This is a genomic window from Microbacterium sp. SORGH_AS_0505 (assembly GCF_030818715.1).
Taxonomy (GTDB): Bacteria; Actinomycetota; Actinomycetes; order Actinomycetales; family Microbacteriaceae; genus Microbacterium.
In genome coordinates this window covers 2,447,439-2,468,055 of sequence record NZ_JAUTAT010000001.1, presented here as the reverse complement: position 1 = coordinate 2,468,055, position 20,617 = coordinate 2,447,439, and the positions used below count along the sequence as shown (strand labels likewise).

Annotated in this window: 18 protein-coding genes; 8 read left to right on the top strand and 10 right to left on the bottom strand. The window is 69.5% G+C overall.

Annotation, left to right across the window (positions count from 1 at the left end; translation table 11 throughout):
* The first annotated feature begins 56 nt into the window (after positions 1-56).
* Positions 57-398: a hypothetical protein gene (locus QE428_RS12155; protein ID WP_307469594.1), complete on the top strand. Its 342-nt coding sequence runs from the start codon at positions 57-59 to the stop codon at positions 396-398.
* 58 nt (positions 399-456) lie between these two features.
* Here QE428_RS12155 and QE428_RS12150 read toward each other — a convergent pair whose 3' ends face one another.
* Positions 457-1,686, bottom strand: coding sequence for an ROK family transcriptional regulator (locus QE428_RS12150; RefSeq protein WP_091353727.1), 1,230 nt, complete (start codon positions 1,684-1,686; stop codon positions 457-459).
* 186 nt (positions 1,687-1,872) lie between these two features.
* Here QE428_RS12150 and QE428_RS12145 point away from each other — a divergent pair, with 186 nt between their 5' ends.
* The 5 genes from QE428_RS12145 to QE428_RS12125 all read left to right on the top strand — a co-directional run bounded on the left by QE428_RS12145 (position 1,873) and on the right by QE428_RS12125 (position 7,612).
* Positions 1,873-3,117, top strand: coding sequence for an ABC transporter substrate-binding protein (locus QE428_RS12145; protein WP_091353724.1), 1,245 nt, complete (start codon positions 1,873-1,875; stop codon positions 3,115-3,117).
* A gap of 65 nt (positions 3,118-3,182) precedes the next feature.
* The gene (locus QE428_RS12140) at positions 3,183-4,121 is read left to right on the top strand and encodes a carbohydrate ABC transporter permease (protein WP_172824721.1); all 939 of its coding nucleotides are present in this window, start codon (positions 3,183-3,185) and stop codon (positions 4,119-4,121) included.
* Positions 4,118-4,966, top strand: a complete 849-nt coding sequence (locus QE428_RS12135) for a carbohydrate ABC transporter permease (RefSeq protein ID WP_307469586.1) — start codon at positions 4,118-4,120, stop codon at positions 4,964-4,966. Before QE428_RS12140 ends, QE428_RS12135 begins: the two co-directional genes overlap by 4 nt.
* 31 nt (positions 4,967-4,997) lie before the next feature.
* A complete protein-coding gene (locus QE428_RS12130) occupies positions 4,998-6,281 on the top strand; it encodes an ROK family transcriptional regulator (RefSeq protein WP_307469584.1) in 1,284 nt (427 codons plus the stop codon).
* Positions 6,282-6,301: 20 nt separating this feature from the next.
* Positions 6,302-7,612 (top strand): glycoside hydrolase family 27 protein, encoded by a 1,311-nt coding sequence (locus tag QE428_RS12125; RefSeq protein ID WP_307469581.1) that lies wholly within the window; start codon positions 6,302-6,304, stop codon positions 7,610-7,612.
* A gap of 12 nt (positions 7,613-7,624) precedes the next feature.
* Here QE428_RS12125 and QE428_RS12120 read toward each other — a convergent pair whose 3' ends face one another.
* Genes QE428_RS12120 through QE428_RS12100 form a run of 5 tightly spaced genes read right to left on the bottom strand, consistent with a single transcriptional unit; the run spans position 7,625 to position 14,426 of the window.
* The gene (locus QE428_RS12120) at positions 7,625-9,061 is read right to left on the bottom strand and encodes a beta-L-arabinofuranosidase domain-containing protein (RefSeq protein WP_307469579.1); all 1,437 of its coding nucleotides are present in this window, start codon (positions 9,059-9,061) and stop codon (positions 7,625-7,627) included.
* The gene (locus tag QE428_RS12115) at positions 9,058-9,879 is read right to left on the bottom strand and encodes a beta-L-arabinofuranosidase domain-containing protein (RefSeq protein ID WP_307469574.1); all 822 of its coding nucleotides are present in this window, start codon (positions 9,877-9,879) and stop codon (positions 9,058-9,060) included. The genes QE428_RS12120 and QE428_RS12115 overlap by 4 nt, the downstream gene beginning before the upstream one ends.
* A complete protein-coding gene (locus QE428_RS12110) occupies positions 9,876-11,345 on the bottom strand; it encodes an alpha-N-arabinofuranosidase (protein WP_307469569.1) in 1,470 nt (489 codons plus the stop codon). The genes QE428_RS12115 and QE428_RS12110 overlap by 4 nt, the downstream gene beginning before the upstream one ends.
* A 37-nt stretch (positions 11,346-11,382) precedes the next feature.
* Positions 11,383-13,425: a TIM-barrel domain-containing protein gene (locus tag QE428_RS12105; RefSeq protein WP_307469566.1), complete on the bottom strand. Its 2,043-nt coding sequence runs from the start codon at positions 13,423-13,425 to the stop codon at positions 11,383-11,385.
* On the bottom strand, positions 13,422-14,426 hold the full coding sequence (locus QE428_RS12100; RefSeq protein WP_307469563.1) for a LacI family DNA-binding transcriptional regulator: 1,005 nt from the start codon (positions 14,424-14,426) through the stop codon (positions 13,422-13,424). The genes QE428_RS12105 and QE428_RS12100 overlap by 4 nt, the downstream gene beginning before the upstream one ends.
* 186 nt (positions 14,427-14,612) lie before the next feature.
* On the opposite strand from QE428_RS12100, the gene QE428_RS12095 reads away from it, so the two are divergent.
* The gene (locus tag QE428_RS12095; protein ID WP_307469561.1) at positions 14,613-16,316 is read left to right on the top strand and encodes a beta-galactosidase family protein; all 1,704 of its coding nucleotides are present in this window, start codon (positions 14,613-14,615) and stop codon (positions 16,314-16,316) included.
* A 15-nt stretch (positions 16,317-16,331) separates the two neighbouring features.
* On the opposite strand, the gene QE428_RS12090 is transcribed toward QE428_RS12095, so the two are convergent.
* Positions 16,332-16,634 (bottom strand): DUF427 domain-containing protein, encoded by a 303-nt coding sequence (locus tag QE428_RS12090; RefSeq protein WP_091353688.1) that lies wholly within the window; start codon positions 16,632-16,634, stop codon positions 16,332-16,334.
* 63 nt (positions 16,635-16,697) lie between these two features.
* Here QE428_RS12090 and QE428_RS12085 point away from each other — a divergent pair, with 63 nt between their 5' ends.
* Entirely contained in the window at positions 16,698-18,038 is a 1,341-nt protein-coding gene (locus QE428_RS12085; protein ID WP_091353684.1) for a nitrate/nitrite transporter, read from the top strand.
* Between the two features lie 64 nt (positions 18,039-18,102).
* On the opposite strand, the gene QE428_RS12080 is transcribed toward QE428_RS12085, so the two are convergent.
* The 3 genes from QE428_RS12080 to QE428_RS12070 form a co-directional block, all read right to left on the bottom strand.
* On the bottom strand, positions 18,103-18,360 hold the full coding sequence (locus tag QE428_RS12080) for a DUF6458 family protein (RefSeq protein WP_091353681.1): 258 nt from the start codon (positions 18,358-18,360) through the stop codon (positions 18,103-18,105).
* A 92-nt stretch (positions 18,361-18,452) separates the two neighbouring features.
* Positions 18,453-19,223: an SGNH/GDSL hydrolase family protein gene (locus QE428_RS12075; protein ID WP_307469553.1), complete on the bottom strand. Its 771-nt coding sequence runs from the start codon at positions 19,221-19,223 to the stop codon at positions 18,453-18,455.
* Between the two features lie 16 nt (positions 19,224-19,239).
* A complete protein-coding gene (locus tag QE428_RS12070) occupies positions 19,240-20,589 on the bottom strand; it encodes an MFS transporter (RefSeq protein WP_307469550.1) in 1,350 nt (449 codons plus the stop codon).
* Positions 20,590-20,617 lie beyond the last annotated feature (28 nt).

The window sequence follows — 20,617 nt, the reverse complement described above, 5'->3', positions numbered from 1 at the left end:
TCAGGCGGCGCCGCCGGCGCCGACACCGACCGCGGCGGCGCCGATCACCCTGGACCGTGCCGAGGCCCGAGGTGACGGAGATGTACGCGCGGACACGTGCCTCGGTCGCCGGGGCTCACGGCGCGGCGGGCGAGACGCCGACTGCGCCGACGCGAACGGGATGCGACAGCTCGACCGCGCGATCATCGGTGACCTTCACGCTCGCAACACCGGACAACACGGCATCCGTCGCGAAGATCCTCGCGACCTGGGATGCGGCCGGCTACGAGCGCGACCGCGCGATCCAGCTCGACATCCGATTCGACCCGGAGTCGACGGTGTCTCTGCGGCTGGCGGACCGGACGACGATCGATGGCTTCATCCACGCGACGATCACCACAGCCTGCCTCGCCCGGTGATGCCTCGTTCCCTGTTCGCCGATAATGCACATTATGTCAACTCGGATTCGGTGCCGGTTCACAGCGCGAGCGGCAGACGCGTCGTGGAGAGCCCGACATCGCCCAGGAAGCGCTCGAACGCGAGCGTCGCCATCCCGATGGCGACCGAACTCCCCCGCACCGTCGAGACTCCGAGATCGACCGGCGCGGTCGCTCCCACCGGAGCCCGCCGCTGGAGCTCGCGTTTCGTCGGCTCCACCAGATCGTCGCCGAGGATCCACGCGGTCCAGCCGGTCAGCATCAGGACTTCAGGATCGATGATCGAGGCCAGGTCGCCGAGGGCGACACCCAGGTAGTGAGCTGTGCGCGTCAGCACCTCGTCGACGACGGGGTCCCCCCCGGGCTTCCGGTGCGCGCTCGCCAGTCCGTCGACGAACTCGCGCTGCGGAACGATGGCGAGCGGATGATCCGGCGCGATCTCGCGAAGTGTCACCTGGATGCCGGGGGCACCGACGTACGCCTCGACGCAGCCCCGACGACCGCAGCGGCAGGCGCGCCCGTCGAGCACGAGCACGGCGTGACCCCACTCCCCCGCGCTATGCGTCGCACCACGCAGGATCTTGCCTTCCAGGACGATCCCGGCGCCCACGCCGGTACCGAGGTTGGCGATCACCATGGACGACGCCGTTCGGCCGCGTCCGAACCAGAGCTCCGCCGTGGCGATCGCCTTCAGCGGGTTCTCGACCACGAGAGGCAGCCCGATGCGTTCGCGCAGCTGCCTGAGGACCTCCACGTTCCGCGCAGCCCATCGGGGCGCGACGGCGTCTGCGGATTCCTCGGCGCTGATGAGTCCGGGAAGGGCGATCCCTGCTCCGAGAACCCGCTCACGGTCGATGGCCTTCTCGCGGAGCGCCGTGTCGACGGCGCGGACGATGCTCTCGGTGACGCTGCTGGCAGACGGGAGGGACTCGTCCATCGGGACCTCGACGGAGCCGATCTCCTCCAGACTCGCGTCGAACACGATCGCGCGGACGTACGTCTCAGCAACGTCGATGCCGAGGATGCGGCCCCGCTCCCCGTTGACGCGGAGCATGGTCGTCGGCCGCCCCGCGCCGAGAGCGGAACTGCCGGCATCCACCACCAGGTCCTCGCCGCGGAGATCCTGGACGATCGTCGCCACCGTCGCGACGCTCAGCCCCGTGGTCTGCGCGAGCTCGTTGCGGGTGGAGGTCCCCGCGGACAGCAGTGCGTGGAGCACGTCAAGTCGCGACTCGCTGCGGATGTCGCGTGACGATCTCTTGGCGACCACGGTGTCCTCTCCCCTGCGTCCGCATCGTCCTGCGCGAACGCCTGCATGAATACTGCCAGAGAACACGATTCGGTATCAGGTCTAGACCATCCCTTCTTTTAAGCGTTAGATTAAGGGCGATCGGTGCGACGGCGGACCGATCGGACACCTGAATCGCCGTCACCATCCCGCAGAGAGGCGAGAAGGATGACATCACCCAAGCGACGCAAGATCGCAGTCACAGCAGCAATCCTCGGCGCGTCGGCGCTGTTGATCTCCGGTTGCTCGAGCAACGCCGGCGGAGGCGCAGACGGCCCGGTCTCGCAGTTCTACCACCAGTACGGAGAAGCGGGCGTCCAGGAGGCCGTCAACCGCTGGGCCGACGAGGACAAGGACGCGAAGATCGATGTGCAGTGGGTCGAGGGAGACTACGCGCAGCGCGTCAACGCCCTCCTCGCCTCGGGCAAGGGGATCGATCTCTTCGAGTACAACGCGATCAACGTCGAGGCCGCACGCCAGGGCCAGTACGCCGACATGACCGACATCGTCGAGCCGGTCAAGGACCAGATCCTGCCGATCGCCCTCAAGCCCGTGACGATCGACGGCAAGTACTACGGCATCCCGATGATCACGGACGCCCAGCTGTTCATCTACCGCCCGTCCATGTTCGAGGAGGCCGGTGTCGAGGTCCCCCAGACGTGGGACGAGCTGATGGAGGCCGCGAAGAAGCTCACCAACTCGGAGCACAAGGGTCTGTTCCTCGGCAACGACGGCGGCGCGGGCATCCTCGCTGCCAACCTGCCCCCGGCAGCTCCCGGCGGGATCATCGACGACGGCAACACGAAGGTCTCGCTGAACTCGCCCGAACTGGCCGAGGCCCTCACCTCCGCCCACGACCTGTACGACTCGGGGTCGCTCCTCATGGGCGCTCCGACGGACTGGTGGGACCCGACGTCCTTCATCGCCGGTGACGTCGCGATGAGCTGGCAGGGCCTCTGGGCCATCCCGGCCATCAAGGAAGCCCTCGGCGATGACGTCGGCGCGTTCGCGGTGCCGGCGCTCGAGGGCGGACAGCCCATCGTCGGCGTGTCGCAGTGGAACCAGATGGTCGCCGGCAAGTCCGGCAAGATCGAGAAGGCCAAGGAGATCGCCAAGAAGCAGTGGATCGACGACGCCGACTGGCAGATCGAGTTCAGCACCAAGTACGGGTTCCACATCCCGCCGCTGAAGGACGCTCGCGAGCAGGCGGAGACCCTCGGCGACGGCATCGCGAAGGACATCGTCGACCTGACCACTGAGTACGGCTGGACCGGCGGCCCGTACTACACGCCCGCGATGAGCACAGCGCTCACCGACGCGGTCAACCGCATCGTCGTCGAAGGCGCGGACGCGAAGTCGGAGCTGGCTGCGGCTCAGACCACGATGCAGGGCATGCTGGACGCACTCCAGTGACTCAGCTCAACACTCCGGTGGCCCGGGTCTCAGACCCGGGCCACCGGCCCACTCCCCCGCCCTCCGTGCCGCGTCGCCGGCGGCCGATCCGCGGCACGCGCCGTGCCTTCTGGCTCTTCGTCGGCCCCTTCTTCACCGGACTGCTGATCTTCAGCATCATCGCCCTGTTCTGGGGCTTCTACCTGAGCTTCACCCGCGCCGTCGCGACGATCTCACCGACCGAGTTCGTGTGGTTCGACAACTACGTGTCGCTCCTGACCGACCCCAGCTTCCTCTCGTCGCTGCTGTCGTTCACCGTGTTCGCGATCCTCGTGGTGCCGACGACGCTCCTGGTCTCGCTCGTCCTCGCGATGCTGGTCGCCAACCTCCCGGTGGCGCGCGCCTTCTTCCGCTCCGTGTTCTTCCTCCCGACGGCGTTCTCATACGTGATCGCCTCGCTCATCTGGAAGCTCGGCATCTTCAGCGGATCGCCGTCGTCCGTCGCGAACACCGTCCTGTCCTCCGTGGGGCTGCCACCCATCGACGCGTGGCTGACGCAGTCTCCCTACTACTGGGTCGTCATCGTCACCGTCCGCCTCTGGCTGCAGGTCGGCTTCTACATGCTGCTGTTCATCGCAGGGCTCCAGCGGATCCCCGACACACTGTACGAAGCCGCCGCCATCGATGGGCTCTCCCGCGGCCCGCGGCGCTTCTTCGCGATCACGTGGCCCCAGCTCCGGCCCACCACGGCGGCCGTCCTGCTTCTTCTGCTCGTCGCCGCATTCCAGGCGTTCGACGAGTTCTACAACCTCGTGCGGACGATCCCCTCGGCAAGGCCGCCGCTGCTCTACATCTACAACCTGTCATTCCAGCAGCTCGACTACGGGAAGGGTTCCGCCGGTGCGTTCGTCGTCACGGCGGTCGTCGTCCTCGTCGCCCTGCTCCAGTCGCGCTTCTTCGGGTTCGGAGCGGCGGACGAGGCCAAGAAGCCCCGCCGTGGGGCACGGAAGGAGCGCGCCTCATGAGCGTCGTCGGAAACCCGGTGCGACGTCGAGTCGAGCTCTCGCTCCGCTACGCCGTCCTCATCGTCCTCGCGATCGTCTTCCTCCTCCCGCTGTACGTCATGGTGAAGACGGCGGTCTCGCAGCCCGAGGGCGTCACCTCGAAGACCTTCGTCTGGTGGCCCGCCGATCCGAACTGGGGGAAGTTCGCCGAGATCTTCGCCGATGAGCGATTCGGCCAGTCCCTCGTGACGTCGGCGATCATGGCCGTCTCGATGACCGTCGGGCAGATCATCATCGGCGCCCTGGCCGGCTACGGTCTCGCCCGCATCCCGAACCGGGCGTCGAAGCCTCTGCTGGCTCTCACGGTCACGATGCTGCTCATCCCCAGTGCCACGACGTTCCTGCCGAATTACCTCATCGTCTCGTGGCTCGGCTGGACCGAGACCCTGCAGGGCATCGTCGTGCCGACGCTGTTCACGGCGTTCAACGTGTTCCTGTTCCGACAGTTCTTCCTGTCGTTCCCGAAGGAACTGGAGGAGGCCGGGAAGCTGGACGGACTCGGGTACATCGGCACCTTCCTCCGGGTCGTCCTGCCCAACTCGCTCGCGTTCGCCTCCGCCCTCACGGTCCTCGGCTTCCTGGGTGCGTGGAACGCGTTCCTGTGGCCGCTGGTCGTCGCCGGAACCGGCTTCGGCGCGCTGACGGTGCAGGTCTACCTGTCGTCGTTCATCACGGCGCAGACCTTCGACTACACCGGGTTGTTCGCCGCGGGGTTCCTCGCCTCCATCCCCGTCCTGCTCGTCTTCATCCTGCTGCAGCGGTGGCTGCTGCGCGGTGTCGCGGAGACGGGCCTCGGCGGCTCCTGAGCCGAGGTCTGGGAAGAGACCTGCAACGAACATGACCAGGACACGGTCCTCGAGTGAGATCCGCGACGCCTCGCGCCGGGAGATCGTCCGCGCGCTCGTCGTGGGCGGCACGGCGACGAGGAACGACCTCGCCCGGTCGACCGGGCTGAGTGCCGCGACCGTCTCGAACCTCGTCACCGAACTGCGCGAGGCCGGACTGATCGCGGATGCCGGGACCGACAACGCCGGCACCGGTCGGCCGACGACGGTCCTCCGCATCGACGGCGAGGGTGGCTCCTTCCTCGGGATCGACGTCGCGGAGACCTACATCCGCGCGGTCGTCTTCGATGCCGCCCTCACCGAGATCGGCGCGGCGGATGTGGACGTCGACGAAGCCTGGTCCTCCGTCGATCGCGTCGCCGAGGCGCTCGTGAAGGCGGTCGACCAGGCGCTGGACCGGGGCGGGCGGCACCACGACGACATCCTCGGCGTCGGCCTCGGCCTCCCCGGGATCGTGTCGAGGGACCCCCGGGGCGCGGCATCCCCTCAGGGCTGGGCGGCGCAGGTCCGGGAGCTCGAGCATCGCGTGCGGCCTCGCTTGCCGAGTCCCGTGGTGACGGCCAACCCGCTGCAGGCGGTCGGGCACTCGGAGATCTGGTTCGGCACCGCACGGGGCCGCTCGAGCGCGGTCGTCGTCAACCTAGGCACGGGAGTGGGCGCGGGCATCATCGTCGAGGGGCGCGTGCTCCGGGGCGCGACCAGCACCGCCGGAGAGTGGGGCCACACGGTGCTCGAACTCGACGGGCGCATGTGCCGTTGCGGTCGCCGGGGATGTGTCGAAGCGTACGTGGGGGTTCCCGGCATCCGTCACACGCTCCGCGACGTGGAGGCCGCGCATCCGCTCCTGCGTCTGCATCAGCGAGACTTCATCCGCGGCCTCCGGAACGCGGTCGACGACCCGGCCGTGTCCGAGACTCTCGCGCACACCGCGCGGTACCTCGGGATCGCGCTGTCCGACATCGTCGCCGTCCTGAATCCGGAGGTCCTGACCCTCACGGGGTGGACGGCCTGGGCCCTGGGCGACGCCCTCCTGGCAGGGGCGCGCGTCGCTCTGGCGGAGCGCGCACCCGAGCTGACCGCGGCCCGCCTCGACCTGGGCGTCTCCCCCGTGCGGATCAACAGCGTCGCAACCGGCATGGCGGTTCTCGCCTTCGAGAACCACCTCGACTCCCAGGCACTGGCGCGCCGTTCCCGGCCGCGAGCCGACCCGATGATCCCACCCGATGCGCTGACGCCGCCCGCCCTTCCGCAGACCCCGCAGCCGATCGCCGGCTGATCACGACCGACAGGAGCCTCATGGTCCTCGCGCGCCCCGAACGTCCGCCGATGGGATGGAACAGCTGGGACTGCTTCGGCACGACGGTGACCGAAGCAGAGGTGCTCGCCAATGCCCGTTTCATGGCGGAGAACCTGCGGGACTCCGGGTGGGACACCATCGTCATCGATGCGGACTGGGCCGACCCCGACGCACGCTCCCACGGCTACAACGACGACGCGCGTCTGCACCTGGACCCGTACGGCCGGCTCCTGCCCGACCCCGTCCGCTTCCCGTCGTCGGCGGGAGGCGCCGGGTTCGCGCCGCTCGCCGAACAGATTCACGCCATGGGCCTCCGGCTCGGCCTGCACGTCATGCGTGGCATCCCCCGTCGCGCCCTCGCAGAGCGAATGCTCGTGCACGGGACGTCGACACCGCTGTCGGACATCGCCGACCCGGCGAACGATTGCGAGTGGAACCCCCATTTCGTCGGCATCGATCACGGACATCCGGATGCCGCGGCCTACTACCGCTCGACGGTCGCCCTCTACGACTCCTGGGGTATCGACCTGATCAAGGCCGACGACATGCTCTGGCCCTACCAGGAGCGCGACATCACGGCCTACAGCGAGGCGGTGCAGGCGGCCCAGCGGCAGATCGTCCTCAGTCTGTCGCCCGGTCGCGATCTGTCCGCGGCGCACGTGGAGCACCTGGCGGAGCACGCGAGCATGTGGCGCATCTGCGACGACGTGTGGGACCGCTGGGACGACGTCCTCGACAACCTCGGCCGCATGGCGCGGTGGGCGCCCCACGCCCGTCGCGGAGCGTGGCCGGATGCCGACATGCTGCCGCTCGGCCGCATCGGGATCCGCGCCGAACGCGGCGAGCCGCGGGACGACGCGCTCACCGCCGCCCAGCGGCGGAGTCTCCTGACGCTGTGGACGGTCGCGCGCTCACCGCTCATGTTCGGCGGAGACCTCCCGAGCACCGACCCGGCGACGATCGAGCTTCTCCGCAACCCCGCGCTCGCGGACCTGTTGGCGCGAGCCGATCGGAGCGGCGAGATCCGCCGCGAGCACGGACTCGTCCTGTGGCAGGCCACAGGTGGAGGAACGACGTGGATCGCCGCGGTGAACACGACGGACGACGACCTCACGGCGACGCTCGACACCCGCGATCTCGGACTGGGAGCCGAGCCGGCGACCATCGTGGATGTGTGGACGGGGCAACCGGTGCCGGCGCGACCCGGACGCACGGGGGCGACGACGACGCGGGGTGTCGCGCCCGACTCGCACGCGATCGATCTGTCCCTCCTGCCGCACGCGAGCGTCTTCTGGCGACACGACCGCTGAGGCGCGCGGACGTCACACGATCGGCGCGCTCATCAGCCGCGCCTCGCTGAGGCGTGGCGTGCCCGCCTCCGCCCCGGAGACCGTGATCGACCATCGCGCGCGGCCGTCGGCGTACCCGGAGAGGTCGATCTCGATGGCATCCTGATCCCGCGTCGGCGCTACCCGCACATCGGCCGCCACATCCTCATCGACCCGGACGACGAGGCGCCGAGGCGACGTATCACCGAGCCAGCCGATACGCATCGTCGCCGCGGCGGCACCCCAGTCCTGAAGGACGAAGGTCGACTCCGCCCCGAACCGTCGCCAATGCGCCCCCTCGTCGTAGCCGGACTCCGAGTCGGCGAGGGCGAGAGCATGATCGGACTCGGGCTGCTGCTGCCCGAAGGTCACGACGTCGATCGTCCGCGCATCCACCGCGTCTGCGCGCGCATCCTCCGCCGCGAGGTCCGCGCGGCGACCGTCGGCATCCCCGTCCCGGGCATAGGGGAACGCGAGGACGTAACGGTCGTCGTGGAGTGAGGCGAACGGTTCCAGGACGACCTCGCGACGGGTCGCGGATGCCGGCAGGATCACGGTTCCCTCATCGGTGCGGCGGGCGGCCGTCAGGTCCTCCGGCGTGAGGACGGGTGCGTCAGCCAGGGGCAGGAGCGCTCCCCGGGCGATGTGTCCCATGCGGGCGTCGGTCGCCAGCGGGTCGACCGGCGGACCCGCGAGGCGCTCCGCCAGGACGCGCGGCCCGTCGACGAGCGAGACCCAGCCGGAACCGTCCGGTGCCTCCGTGCTGCGGATGACGGGCGGAAGCACGAGCCGAACCGTCGTTCGCCCGTGCCACTCGCGATCGATACGCAGCCATCCGTCAGGTCCCGGCCCGTGGACGGCACCCGCGATGTGCGCTTCGACCCGTTCGGCGTCCACTCCCTCGGGCACCCGGACCCTGACGACGAACGCGCCCGGGTTCGGCACGGTGACGTGCAGGAGCGCGTCGTCGCCGAACGGGCGTTCCGTCTCGATCTCGACGACCGCGTCGCCCCACTGGACGCGCGACCCGAGCAGCATGTTCACGTCGAGCTGTCCCGGACCGGTCGAGAACGCAGACGCAGCGAATCGAGCGGGTGCTTCGAGGCCGGTACCCATGCAGCACCAGAACCCCGTCTCCGACCGGGAGTACACCCGGTGATGGCCGGGGCGGTGCGAGGTGAAGTAGACGATCCCGCCGTGATCGGGATGCTGCATCGAGAGGATGTGTGCGCTCAGCGCCCGCTCGATGAAGGCCAGGTGCTCGAGCTTACCGTCGAGCCGGTACAGCTCGCGCGCGAGTTCGACCATGTTCACGGTGTTGCAGGTCTCAGGGCCCTCACGGGCAGTGAACATGCTCGACCAGTCGTCGCGAGGCGGGAAGTGTTCGCGCACGCTGTTACCACCGATCACCGTCGTGCGGTGCTGCGTCACGCTCTCTCCCAGAACGTACGCGCCGCCGCGGCGAACTCGTCGCCACGGCCCTGTCGCGCGAGGACCGCATGACCCACGACGAGCGGGATCTGCGCGTTCGCGTGCAACCCGTCGAGCGGATCCCGGCCGGCGGCGAGCGGCTCCCACAGCGCCCGCACCGCGAGGCGCGCGGCCAGCGTCGCGGCATCCTCATCGCCGGTGTGGTCCGCCCACCGGGCGAGGGAGGCCGCCAGACCGCCGGATTCGGTCCGGAGGATGAGGTCGACGTCGGCGTCGCTGATGGGGGCGAAGACACGGATCCACCACGCGACGAACTCCGTCGCGATCGTCCGGCCGAGCGCTGATTCCGCGTACACCGTCGCATCGATGACCCCGGTCAGCACCTTGTGGAGGTTGTACAGCGGAACCCAGCGTCCGTCGAGGTCGAAGGTCTGCGGCTCGATCCGGCCGCCGTCGATCTCGTGCCACAGCGCGACACCGTCGGGAACCCCGCCGATGTAACCCGTCCCGAGAGTCACCTGGCATTCACGGAGACCGGTGAGCAGCAGCTCCACGCGATCCCGCGCCGGTGCGGAGCCGCCGGCGGCGTGAGCGGACAGGGCGCTCAGGACGTGCCCGAGCGTGTGCCCGTCGAGGCCCTCCGTCTCCCACCCGCCGTACCCGGGCCCCGTGGGCACGCCGGACTCGCGTCGGTAGGGAGCCAGCAGACGGTCCGGGTCGAGCTCGAGGGCCGTCCGCAGGGCGCGCTGCTGCGCCCGCGCGAACGGCCCCGACGTCAGTGCGACGGCGCCGAGCGGCAGCGGCTCGGCTCTCGTCATCCCGCGGTCCGGACCCGGACGGTGACGATGCTCCGCGGCGGCAGCGGGAGCCGGAGGTCGCTCCCCTCGACGACGGTCCCGGCGAAGTCCGTCGGGGCGACGGCATCCGGCTCCTCGAAGGTGTTGTGAGCGGATGCCGGCGCATGCAGGATCCGTGCGCTCACCACCTCGCCGACGCGCTCGGGCAACCGGAGCGTCAGATCCGCCTCGGCCTCGAGGTCCCAGTTGACCGCGCTGACGGTGTAGACGCCGTCCTTGACGCTTACCGTGTGATCGAGGTGCGCGCCTCCCCGTCCGCTCGCGCGTCCACCGTCGTCGACGGTCTCGACGAAGTCGGCATCCTGATGGTCGACGTACATCCCGAACGCGTGGAACGTCGGGGTCTTCAGCATGCGCGCTCCGTCGGTGAGGAGCATCGCCTGGAGGACGTTCACCATCTGCGCGATGTTCGTCATCCGCACGCGGGCGGCGTGCCGGTGGAAGATGTGGAAGTTGACGGCCGCCACGATCGCGTCGCGCATCGTGTTCTGCTGGAACAGGAAGCCGGGGTTGGTTCCCTGTTCGACGTCGTACCAGGTGCCCCACTCGTCGACGAAGAGTCCGACGCGACGCGACGGGTCGTGCCGGTCCATGATCTCGCCGTGACGGCGCAGGAGCGTGTCCATCGCGCGGGTGCGGTGGATGGTGTCGTACCAGGCGGCATCGTCGAACGTCAACGCGGCGCCCTTCACGTCCCACTCCCCCGTCGGCAGCGTGTAGTAGTGCAGGCTCAACGCGTCCATGTGTCCGGCCGCGCGTGCCATGAGCACCTCGGTCCACTCGTAGTCGTCCGCGTTCGCACCGCACGCGACCTTGGCGACGTGGCTGTCGCCGTAGTCGCGCACGAAGGTCTGGTACTGGCGGTACAGGTTCGCGTAATGCAGCGGGAGCATGTTGCCGCCGCATCCCCAGCTCTCGTTGCCGACACCGAAGAACTGCAGCTTCCAGGGCTGTTCGCGGCCGTGTGCGCGCCGGAGCTCGGCCATCGGGGTGTGCTGGTCGAGGGTCATGTACTCGACCCAGTCCTGCATCTCGGCGACAGACCCGCTGCCGACGTTGCCGTTCACGTAGGCCTCGGCGTCGAGCTGGTGCAGCAGTTCGAAGTACTCGTGCGTGCCGAAGGTGTTCGGGTCGACGACGCCGCCCCAGTGCGTGTTGACCATCGCGCGGCGCTGTTCGCTCGGGCCCACGCCGCCCAACCAGTGGTACTCGTCCGCGAAGCAGCCCCCCGGCCACCGGACGACCGGGACCTGGATCTCGCGGAGCGCCGCGATCGCGTCCACCCGAAGGCCGTTCTTGTGCGGGATCTCGTCCTGCTCCCCGACCCACAGGCCTTCGTAGATACCGCGTCCGAGGTGCTCGGCGAACTGGCCGTAGATGCGGCGGTCGATGCGGTGGGCGCGGGTGGTGGCGGTGATGAGGCTCATGCGGTTCTCTCCGTCGAGGGGTGTGGGGTCGGTCGTATCAAAGCTGGTGGAGATCCGGAAGGGTCGCGAGCCGGGCGAGCGCGGCTCCGACGCGCCCGCCGCGGTGGAACACGGGAATCGACGCGAGTGGGGCGTCGACTGCGACCGTCTGCCCGCCGCGGTGGGTGTTCCCCGTCCGGGCGTCGGTCCACTCCGCCCCGGCGGGGAGGTAGACCTCCCACCGTGTCGCCCCCGGCTCGGTGACCGGGGCGACCAAGATGTCAGGCCCGAACAGGTACTGCCCGGGTGCCGTCCACGCTCTCTCGTCCTCGGGGAACTCGAAGAACATGCCGCGCATGACGGGCGCACCGCGCCGGTGCGCGTCCGCCATGGCCTCGCGCGTGTAGTCCCGCAAGTCTTCGCGCAGGCGGATGTACTCCACGAGGAGTGACTCGATCCGGTCGCCGAAGCTCCACACCTCGTTGTCGGCGCCGGTCCCCACTCGTGCCACGCCCTGCGCGTCGACGATCGGCGTCCCGGGCACGCGGTCGCCGTGCAGACGCATGACGGGGCTGAACGCGCCGAATTGGAACCAACGGACGAGGAGTTCGTGGAATGCCGGCTCACGCACATCCCCACCCGTGAATCCGCCGATGTCGGTCGTGAACCACGGGATGCCGGCGGCACCCATGTGGACCCCCGCAGCGATCTGCGCCTTGAGGTCGTCGAAGGTCGAATGGACGTCGCCCGACCACACGAGCGCGCCGTGCCGCTGCGATCCCGCCCAGGCCGCACGGACCAGCGAGACCGGCTGATCGTTGCCGTCGGCACGAAGGCCGTCCGCGATCGCGCGGGTGAACTCGCGCGGGTAGAGGTTCGCCACCTGAGCGCTCGGTCCTGCCGCCAGCCGGTAGTTCTCGAAGTGGTAGGCGCCGTATTCGGGTTCGGCCTCGTCGAGCCAGAACGCCGTGATGCCGTAGGCGCCGTAGTTCTCGGCGAGCTTCTGCCAGAGGAATTCGCGTGCGCGAGGCTCGGTCACGTCGAGGAAGCGCGTGTACTGGCCGTCGAAGTAGTACTGCACGTCGATGCCGCGCCGGGTGCGCACGAGCATGTTCCCGTCGCGCAGCTCCTCCCAGTTGTCGGACTGCGGCGCCACCTGCGGCCACACCGACACCATCAGTTCGATGCCCAGCTCCCGGAGCTCCGCCGTCATCGCAGCGGGATCCGGCCAGAACTCCTCCTCGAAGCGCCAGTCGCCCATCCACCGCCAGTGGAAGAAGTCGGCCACGATGACATCGATGGGGATGCCGCGCCGCCGGTACTCCCGCGCGACGCCCAAGAGTTCCTCCTGGGTCGAGTACCGCAGCTTGCACTGCCAGAAGCCGAGGCCGTACTCCGGCATCATGGGCGCGTGCCCGGTCGCCTCGGCGTACGCGGCCGCGATCCCCTCGGGACGGGGATCGGCGCATACCCACCAGTCGAACTGCGTCGCGCTCTCCGCCTCCCACTCGGTGCGGTTCGATCCGAACACCGCCCGTCCGATCGCCGGCAGGTTCCAAAGGAAGCCGTACCCGGCGCTCGAAACGACGAAGGGGACGGAGGTCTGCGAGTTCCGGTGCGCGAGCTCGAGCACCGTCCCCTTCAGATCGACGAGATCCTGCTGATACAGGCCCATGCCGACGAGGTGCTCGTCAGCGGATGTGGCGAGGCTCAGACGCAGCCGCTGATCGCCGCCCTCGCTGGGACGGAACTCACGGGCGGAGAGCTTGAGTGCCCCGCCGTCGGTGATTTCCTCGAACAGGAGGCGACCGTCGGCATCCTGCACCCGCAGCCGCAGCCGCGTCGTGTAGAAACCCACCGACCAGTCGTTGAAGTCCGATTCCTCCGCCACTACGCGGACGCCACCGGCCGAGACGGTCGCGACCGCGCCGTCGACCGATACATCAGCGCGGGTGTCGGCGACCTCGACGAGGGCGCCCGGAGCATCGTCGATCGGACCGAGCGCGGCGCGCACGCGGACGCCGCGGCCCCACGCCTCTATCGAGACGGTCTGACCGTCGCCGTACCAGAGGACGCCGGTGTTTGAAGTGTGGAACGTCATGAGATCGCCTTCCGTGGTGCAGCGGCCGTGCTGCCTCGCACGATCAGTCGGGTGGGTACGAGTAGTCGGCGGACCACGTCCGCGTCGTCGATTCGGGCGAGAAGCACATCGACGGCGGCGCGACCGACCTCGTCGAACTCCTGATGGATCGACGTGAGCGGCGGCCAGAACTGGGCGGCCTCGGGCATGTCGTCGAAGCCGACCACACTGACCCGGCCGGGAATGGCTACCCCCGCCTCGTGGAATGCGCGGAGAACCCCGAGCGCCATCTGATCGTTGGCAGCGAACACGGCGGTGACGGCGGGAACCTCGCGCAGGCGGCATCCCGTGTCGAACCCGGACTGCGCGCTCCAGTCCCCTCGCTGGAGGGGCGGAGCCTCGCGTCCCGCGTCGGACAGAGCCGCCCGCCAGCCCTGCTCCCGACGGACCGCCGAGTACGAGCTCGCCGGTCCCGCGACATGGTGGACGGTCTCGTGGCCGAGGTCGAGCAGATGCCTGACGGCCTGCCCCGCGCCCATCGTCTGGTCGGTGTCGACGAAGGAGCGGTCTTCGAGCGCCGACGCGTCGACGACGACGACCGGGAGGTCGTCCGGCAGCGGCAGGTCCTCCCCCGCCGAGAGGTGGTCGCCGATCGCGATGACGAGCCCGTCGACGGCCTGATCGCGTGCGCGTTCGATCGCCTCCGCGACGGCGCTCCGATCGAACCCGGTGGTCGGGACGAGAGCGACGGCGTATCCGGACTCCGCTCCCGCGCGCGAGATGGCCTCCCAGGTGCGAACGCTGCCGTACGAGGTCAGATCGCTCATGACGACGCCGATGCTGCGGTAGCGGGCGGAGCGCAGGGCCCGCGCCGCCCGGTTCGGCCGGTAGCCGAGCTCGAGCATGCTGGCGAGGACCCGATCGCGTGTCGGCTCGTCGACCCGCGCAGCGCCCGTGACGACGCGCGACACCGTCTGCGCGGAGACGCCCGCGTGGCGGGCGACATCGGCCTGCGTGGGCACCCCGTGGGGCGTACCCCCACGACGCACCACAGGCTCATCGAGGGGTGCAACGACACCCGTCTCCGGGGCCGGTCGCGTGCTACGCTGAGGCGACATGATTGCGTAAACATAGCAGTTGGCGCAGCGGCGGAACACCCCTCTCACGACAGCAGGGTGTCTGGACGGACAGCTCCGAGCGGAGATCACATGAGCACTTTCGCCATCGGCGACCGCGACTTCCTCTTGGACGGGCAGCCGCACCGGATCATCTCCGGAGCGATGCACTACTTCCGCATCCACCCCGGCGACTGGGCCGACCGCATCCGCAAAGCACGCCTCATGGGACTGAATACGATCGAGACGTACGTCGCGTGGAACGCGCACGAGCCGGTCGAAGGCGAATGGGATGAGTCCGACGGGCTCGACCTCGGTCGCTTCCTGGATCTGATCGCCGCCGAGGGGCTGCACGCGATCGTCCGCCCCGGACCCTACATCTGCGCCGAGTGGCACAACGGTGGTCTCCCGACGTGGCTCACCGCGACCCCCGGCATCCGACTGCGGCGAACGGATGCCGCCTACCAGGCGGCGCTCGAGACGTACCTCCGCCGCGTGTACCGCGTCGTCGCGCCGCGTCAGATCGACCGCGGCGGCAACGTCGTCCTCGTGCAGATCGAGAACGAGTACGGCGCGTACGGTTCGGACAAGGACTACCTCGCCGAACTCGTCCGCGTCACACGGGACTCGGACATCACGGTCCCCCTCACCACGGTGGACCAACCCGAGCCCGACATGCTCGAGGCGGGATCGCTTCCCGGCCTCCACCTGACCGGCTCCTTCGGCTCGCGGGCTCATGAGCGCCTCGCGACGCTGCGCGAGCACCAGCCCACCGGCCCTCTCATGTGCTCGGAGTTCTGGGACGGGTGGTTCGACTGGTGGGGTGGACCGCACCACACGACGGATGCCGCGACCGCCGCCGCCGAACTGGACGACCTCCTGGGAGCCGGCGCATCGGTGAACATCTACATGTTCCACGGCGGGACGAATTTCGGGACGACCAACGGGGCGAACGACAAGGGCCGCTACCTGCCGATCGTGACCTCCTACGACTACGACGCCCCCCTCGACGAAGCGGGCGACCCGACGGAGAAATACCACGCGTTCCGCGACGTCATCGCGAAGTACGCGGATGTGCCCGCGGAGGCCCCCGCGTCGGCCTCGGCACGGCCGGAAATCACGGTGGCACTGTCCCCCGTGTCCCGGACAGCCGTCACGAGCCTCGCGTCACATCCCGGCCTCGCGACGTTCGAGGCGGCCGAGCACACCGGTTCGCTGTTGCGGCACGAGACCGCTCTGCCGGACGGGTTCGCCGGCGGCGTGCTGTCGATCGGTGAAGTCCGTGATCAGGCCTGGGTGTCCGTCGACGGCATCCGCGTTGGATCGCTCTCACGGACGCGGCACGAGCACGCGCTCCGGTTGCCCCCGGGGAGGAACCTCTCGATCCTGGTGGAGGAACAGGGGCGGGTGAACTACGACGACCGCCTCGGCGAGGCGAAGGGCCTCATCGGGCCGGTGGCCGTCGACGGCCGCCCCCTGTCCGGGTGGCGGACGACGCCCCTCCCCCTCGATCAGGCCGCGGGCGCCCCGGAACTGCTCATGGCCGAGGGGAGCTTCGATCTGGACGCCCCGTCGGACCTGTTCCTCGACACGACCGGATGGGGCAAGGGGTACGTCTTCGTCGGCGGCTTCCTGCTCGGCCGGTACTGGTCGAACGGCCCGCAGCGGACGCTCTACGTCCCTGCCCCGGTGACGCAGGCGGGGTCGAATACGATCACGGTCGTCGAGATCGAGCAGCCGGTGCCGGTTTCGGCGCGATTCGTCGGTGCACCGTCTCTCGGGCCTCTGCACGAGTGACGACGCGCCACGCGGTCACTGACCGACGGTGATCCCCGGCGAGAACGCGACGTACCCGGAGAAGTCGGCGCCGACGCGGTCGAACGCGGACGGGTACGGGTTGGGGTACGACCAGGCGCCGTCGGTCATGCGCTCGGAGCCGGCCTCGACGTGGAAGTACTGGCACTCCCCCTTCCATGGGCACGTGTACGGGGTCGGGCTCTCGACGAGGACACCCTGCTTCACGGATGACGGCGGGAAGTACGCGTTCCCCTCGATCCGGATGATCTCGTCGTCGGCCGCCTCTGCGATGACGGTGTCACCGATGGTCGCTTTCATGTGTTCTCCGATCGCCCGATGGTGTGGGCTCAGAGTACGCCTGCCGGAGAGTAGCGTGGGCGGGTGAGCGGAGCACGTCGGCAGGAGAGCACCCCGACGAACGGCCCCGGCTTCCGCGCCTGGCTGATCTGGGGCACCGGCGTCGCCGCGTACGTCCTCGCCGTGACGAACCGCACGTCGCTCGCCGCCGTCGGCGTCGACGCGGCCGACCGCTTCCAGGCGGATGCCGCGACCCTGTCGCTGTTCGCGGTCGTCCAGCTCGCCGTCTACGGCGGCATGCAGATCCCGGTCGGGGTCCTCCTCGACCGCTACGGGTCGCGGCCGATCATGACGATCGGGATGATCCTCATGGCTGTCGGCCAACTCACAATGGCTCTCTCGCCGAGCGTCGGCGTCGCGATCGTCGCCCGCATGCTGTTGGGCGCCGGGGATGCCGCGGTCTTCCCCGCGGTACTCCGTCTCGTCGCGACCTGGTTCCCCGCCCAACGGGGTCCGCTCATGGTTCAGCTGACGGGGATCCTCGGGCAGGCGGGACAGCTCGTCGCCGTGATCCCGATCGCCGCCGTCCTCCACGCGACGAGCTGGTCGGTGACGTTCGGGGGCATCGCCGGGCTCTGCGTCCTCTTCGCCGTCCTCGTCTTCGCCCTCGTGCGCAACCGGCCGCCGGAGCTCGCCCGCGACATCAGCGTCGACACCGACACCGGCGCGATACGCGTCGTGACCTCCGCGATCGACACCGGTGTCGGGATCCGCGCCGCCCTGGCTCACCCTGGGACACGACTCGCGTTCTGGTCGCACTTCACGACACCCTTCGCCGGCACGGCGTTCATCCTGCTGTGGGGCTTCCCGTACCTCACGGCAGGAGAAGGCCTCACCACAGGACAGGCCGGCGTGCTGACGTCGCTCTACGTCTTCGCGGGGATGGCCCTCGGGCCCGTCCTCGGAGAGCTCTCCCGACGGGCACCGCACCGGCGCTCCCGCGCCCTCGTCCTCCCCGCCGTCGCCTTCCAGCTCGTCGCCTGGACCGCTGTGATCGTCTGGCCCGGCCGGGCGCCGATCTGGCTCCTCGTCGTCCTGCTGGTCGCCCTCGCCATGGGCGGCCCCGCATCGATGATCGCCTTCGACCACGCCCGCACCCACAACCCGTCCCACCGCCTCAGCACGGCGACGGGCGTCACGAACGCGGGCGGGTTCCTCGCCGCGTTGATCGCGATCTTCGCCATCGGCCTCGTGCTGGACCTGCAGGGCGCGGGGACGCCGGACACCTACCGCCTGGACGCCTTCCGGGTCGCCTTCCTCGTCCAGATCCCGCTCTGGCTCATCGGTGCGATCTTCATCAGCATCGAACGGCGACGCACCCGCATCCACATCGGCATGGATCAGCCGCGCCGCCCCCGACGCTGACCGAGACGACGAACGGCCCGCCCCCCCGCGAGGGGAGCGGGCCGTATCGGTGACGCAGCCGTCGTCAGACGGTGCCGTCTCCCGACGTACGGGTCTCGGAGCGGGTGACCCGCTCTCCCGCGACGGGGTCGACCGTTCGGACGGTCGACTCGCTGGAACGTCGACGCAACATCAGCACGAGGCCGAGGAGGAAGACGACGACACCGGCTGCCATCAGGATGTAGCCGATCAGGTTGAGGTCGACGTACTGGACGTCGACGTTCACGGCGAACGCCAGGATGGCGCCGATCACGAACAGCACGATTCCGGATCCGATGCTCATGCGCACCCTCACTTTCTTGGCGGTGTGGTTCCGATCATCGTCGCCCCTGATAGGAAGCTGATAGCCCTTGACAGGCGCGCAGGGTGGTGGATTCAGCCGCGCGGACGAGGTTCGACGCGGAACCAGTCCCCGTACTTCGCTTCGCGGCCGTCCCCCGACGACGTCCCGGTCAGGCGACGCCGCAACCACGGTCCGAGGTGCTCGCGGAAGTATCGACCCCGCGTGAGAGCGACAGCCGAATCCGCCTCGTCCAGGCGCCACCACTCGGCGGGCGCCTTCTCGCCGAGTGCGTCGAGCACCCGAGCCGCGACCCGGTGATGCCCGCGATCGTTCATGTGGAGCCGATCCTCGGACCAGAACGACGGATCCGACAGGTCGGCATCGGGCCAGTTCAGCGCCACGACGACGTCGTCGCGCCCGGCGATGCGGTCGGAGACGGCACGTGAGAGCTCGTCGCCGCGTCGCTGGATCAGGCGCGCGAGGGGCAGCTGAGCCGACGGGTTGGCTCCGGAGAGGACGATCAGGGTGACACCCTCTTCGTCGCAGCGACGGAGGACGCGGGTGAAGACGTCCGCCACGCGTGCGATGGGCGTCCGAGGGCGCAGCATGTCGTTGCCGCCCCCGTTGAAGGAGAGGTGCGTCGGCCTCAGTGCGAGAGCGCGTTCGAGCTGCTCCTCGACGATCGGCTGGATGAGCTTGCCGCGGATCGCCAGGTTCGCGTACGAGATCGCCTCGCCGCGGGAGTCCGCCCAGCCCTGGGCGACGAGGTCCGCCCAGCCGCGGACGCTGCCGTCCGGCAGCTCGTCGCCGACGCCCTCCGTGAATGAGTCTCCGATCGCGACGTAGCGGATGTCCTGCGGCATCCCCTCAGCCTATGACTCACTCCGCGAGCGAACGTCCCCGCGATTCCGAGAGACCCCACGTGGCCGCTGCAGCAATGGCGAAGAAGGCGCTGAGGACGATGAAGACGACCGGGATGCCGCCGACCGCTTGAAGGACCGGCACGATCGGCGGCGCCAGGATCGACGCGATCCGCCCGACGCCGGCGGCCCACCCCGCACCGGTGGCGCGGAGCGATGTCGAATAGGTCTCCGGGGTCACGGCATAGAGCGCGCCCCAGGCGCCCAGGTTGAAGAACGACAGCGCCATGCCGGTCGCCAAGATCATCGGAATCGTCGTGGCCTGCCCGAAGAGAATCGCCGCGACCGCCGATCCGGCGAGGAAGACGGACAGGGTCGCGCGCCTCCCCCACACCTCGATGAGCCACGCGGCGACGGCGTAACCGGGGAGCTGTGCGAGCGTGATCAGAAGCGTGAACTCGAAGCTGCGGACGAGACCGAATCCTTGCGAGACGAGCAGCGTGGGAATCCAGATGAAGGCCCCGTAGTACGAGAAGTTGACGCAGAACCAGACGATCCAGAGGGATGCCGTCCGCCGGCGCATGGCGGGAGTCCACAGTCCCCGCAGTCGTTCCCCGACGGTCGACGCGCGGGCCGATGACGCCTCCACGGCTGCGGCGACAGTCGCTGCGGGACGGCCGAAGAGCACCGGAGAGGATTCCATGCCGGAGACGACGCGTTCGGCTTCTGTCGCGCGACCCCGCGAAGCGAGCCACCGCGGCGACTCCGGCAGAGCCCAGCGCACGATCAGTGCGTACGCGGCGGGGACGGCGCCGATGGCGAGAGCCCAGCGCCAGCCCTCGGGCACGGACGGGATGACGAGGTAGCCGATGAGCGCGGAAGCCGTCCAGCCCACCGCCCAGAACGCCTCGAGCACCACGATGATGCGTCCCCGCATCCGCGCCGGTGCGAACTCGCTGACGTACGTGCTCGCGACGGGAAGCTCCGCCCCGAGTCCCAGCCCGACGACGAAGCGCAACGCGATCAGGGCGACGAGCCCGCCCGCTAACGCGCTCGCCCCGGTCGCGACGCCGTAGACGAGGAGGGTCAGCGCGAAGACCGAGCGGCGACCGATCCGGTCTGCGAGCAATCCGCCCACCGTCGCGCCGATCGCCATCCCCGCGAAGCCCGCCGAGGCGATCCACGACGTCGACGCGGTCGTCAGGTTCCACTCGCTCACGAGCGCGGCGATGACGAAGGAGATGAGTCCGACGTCCATCGCGTCGAGCGCCCAGCCGGCGCCCGAGCCGGTGAGGACGCGCAGGTGCGTGCGGGTGAAGGGGAGGCGATCGAGCCGGCTGGTGACCGAGTCGGTCGTGGTCGTGGTCATCTTCGCATCGTACGAGGCCGCGGGGGCG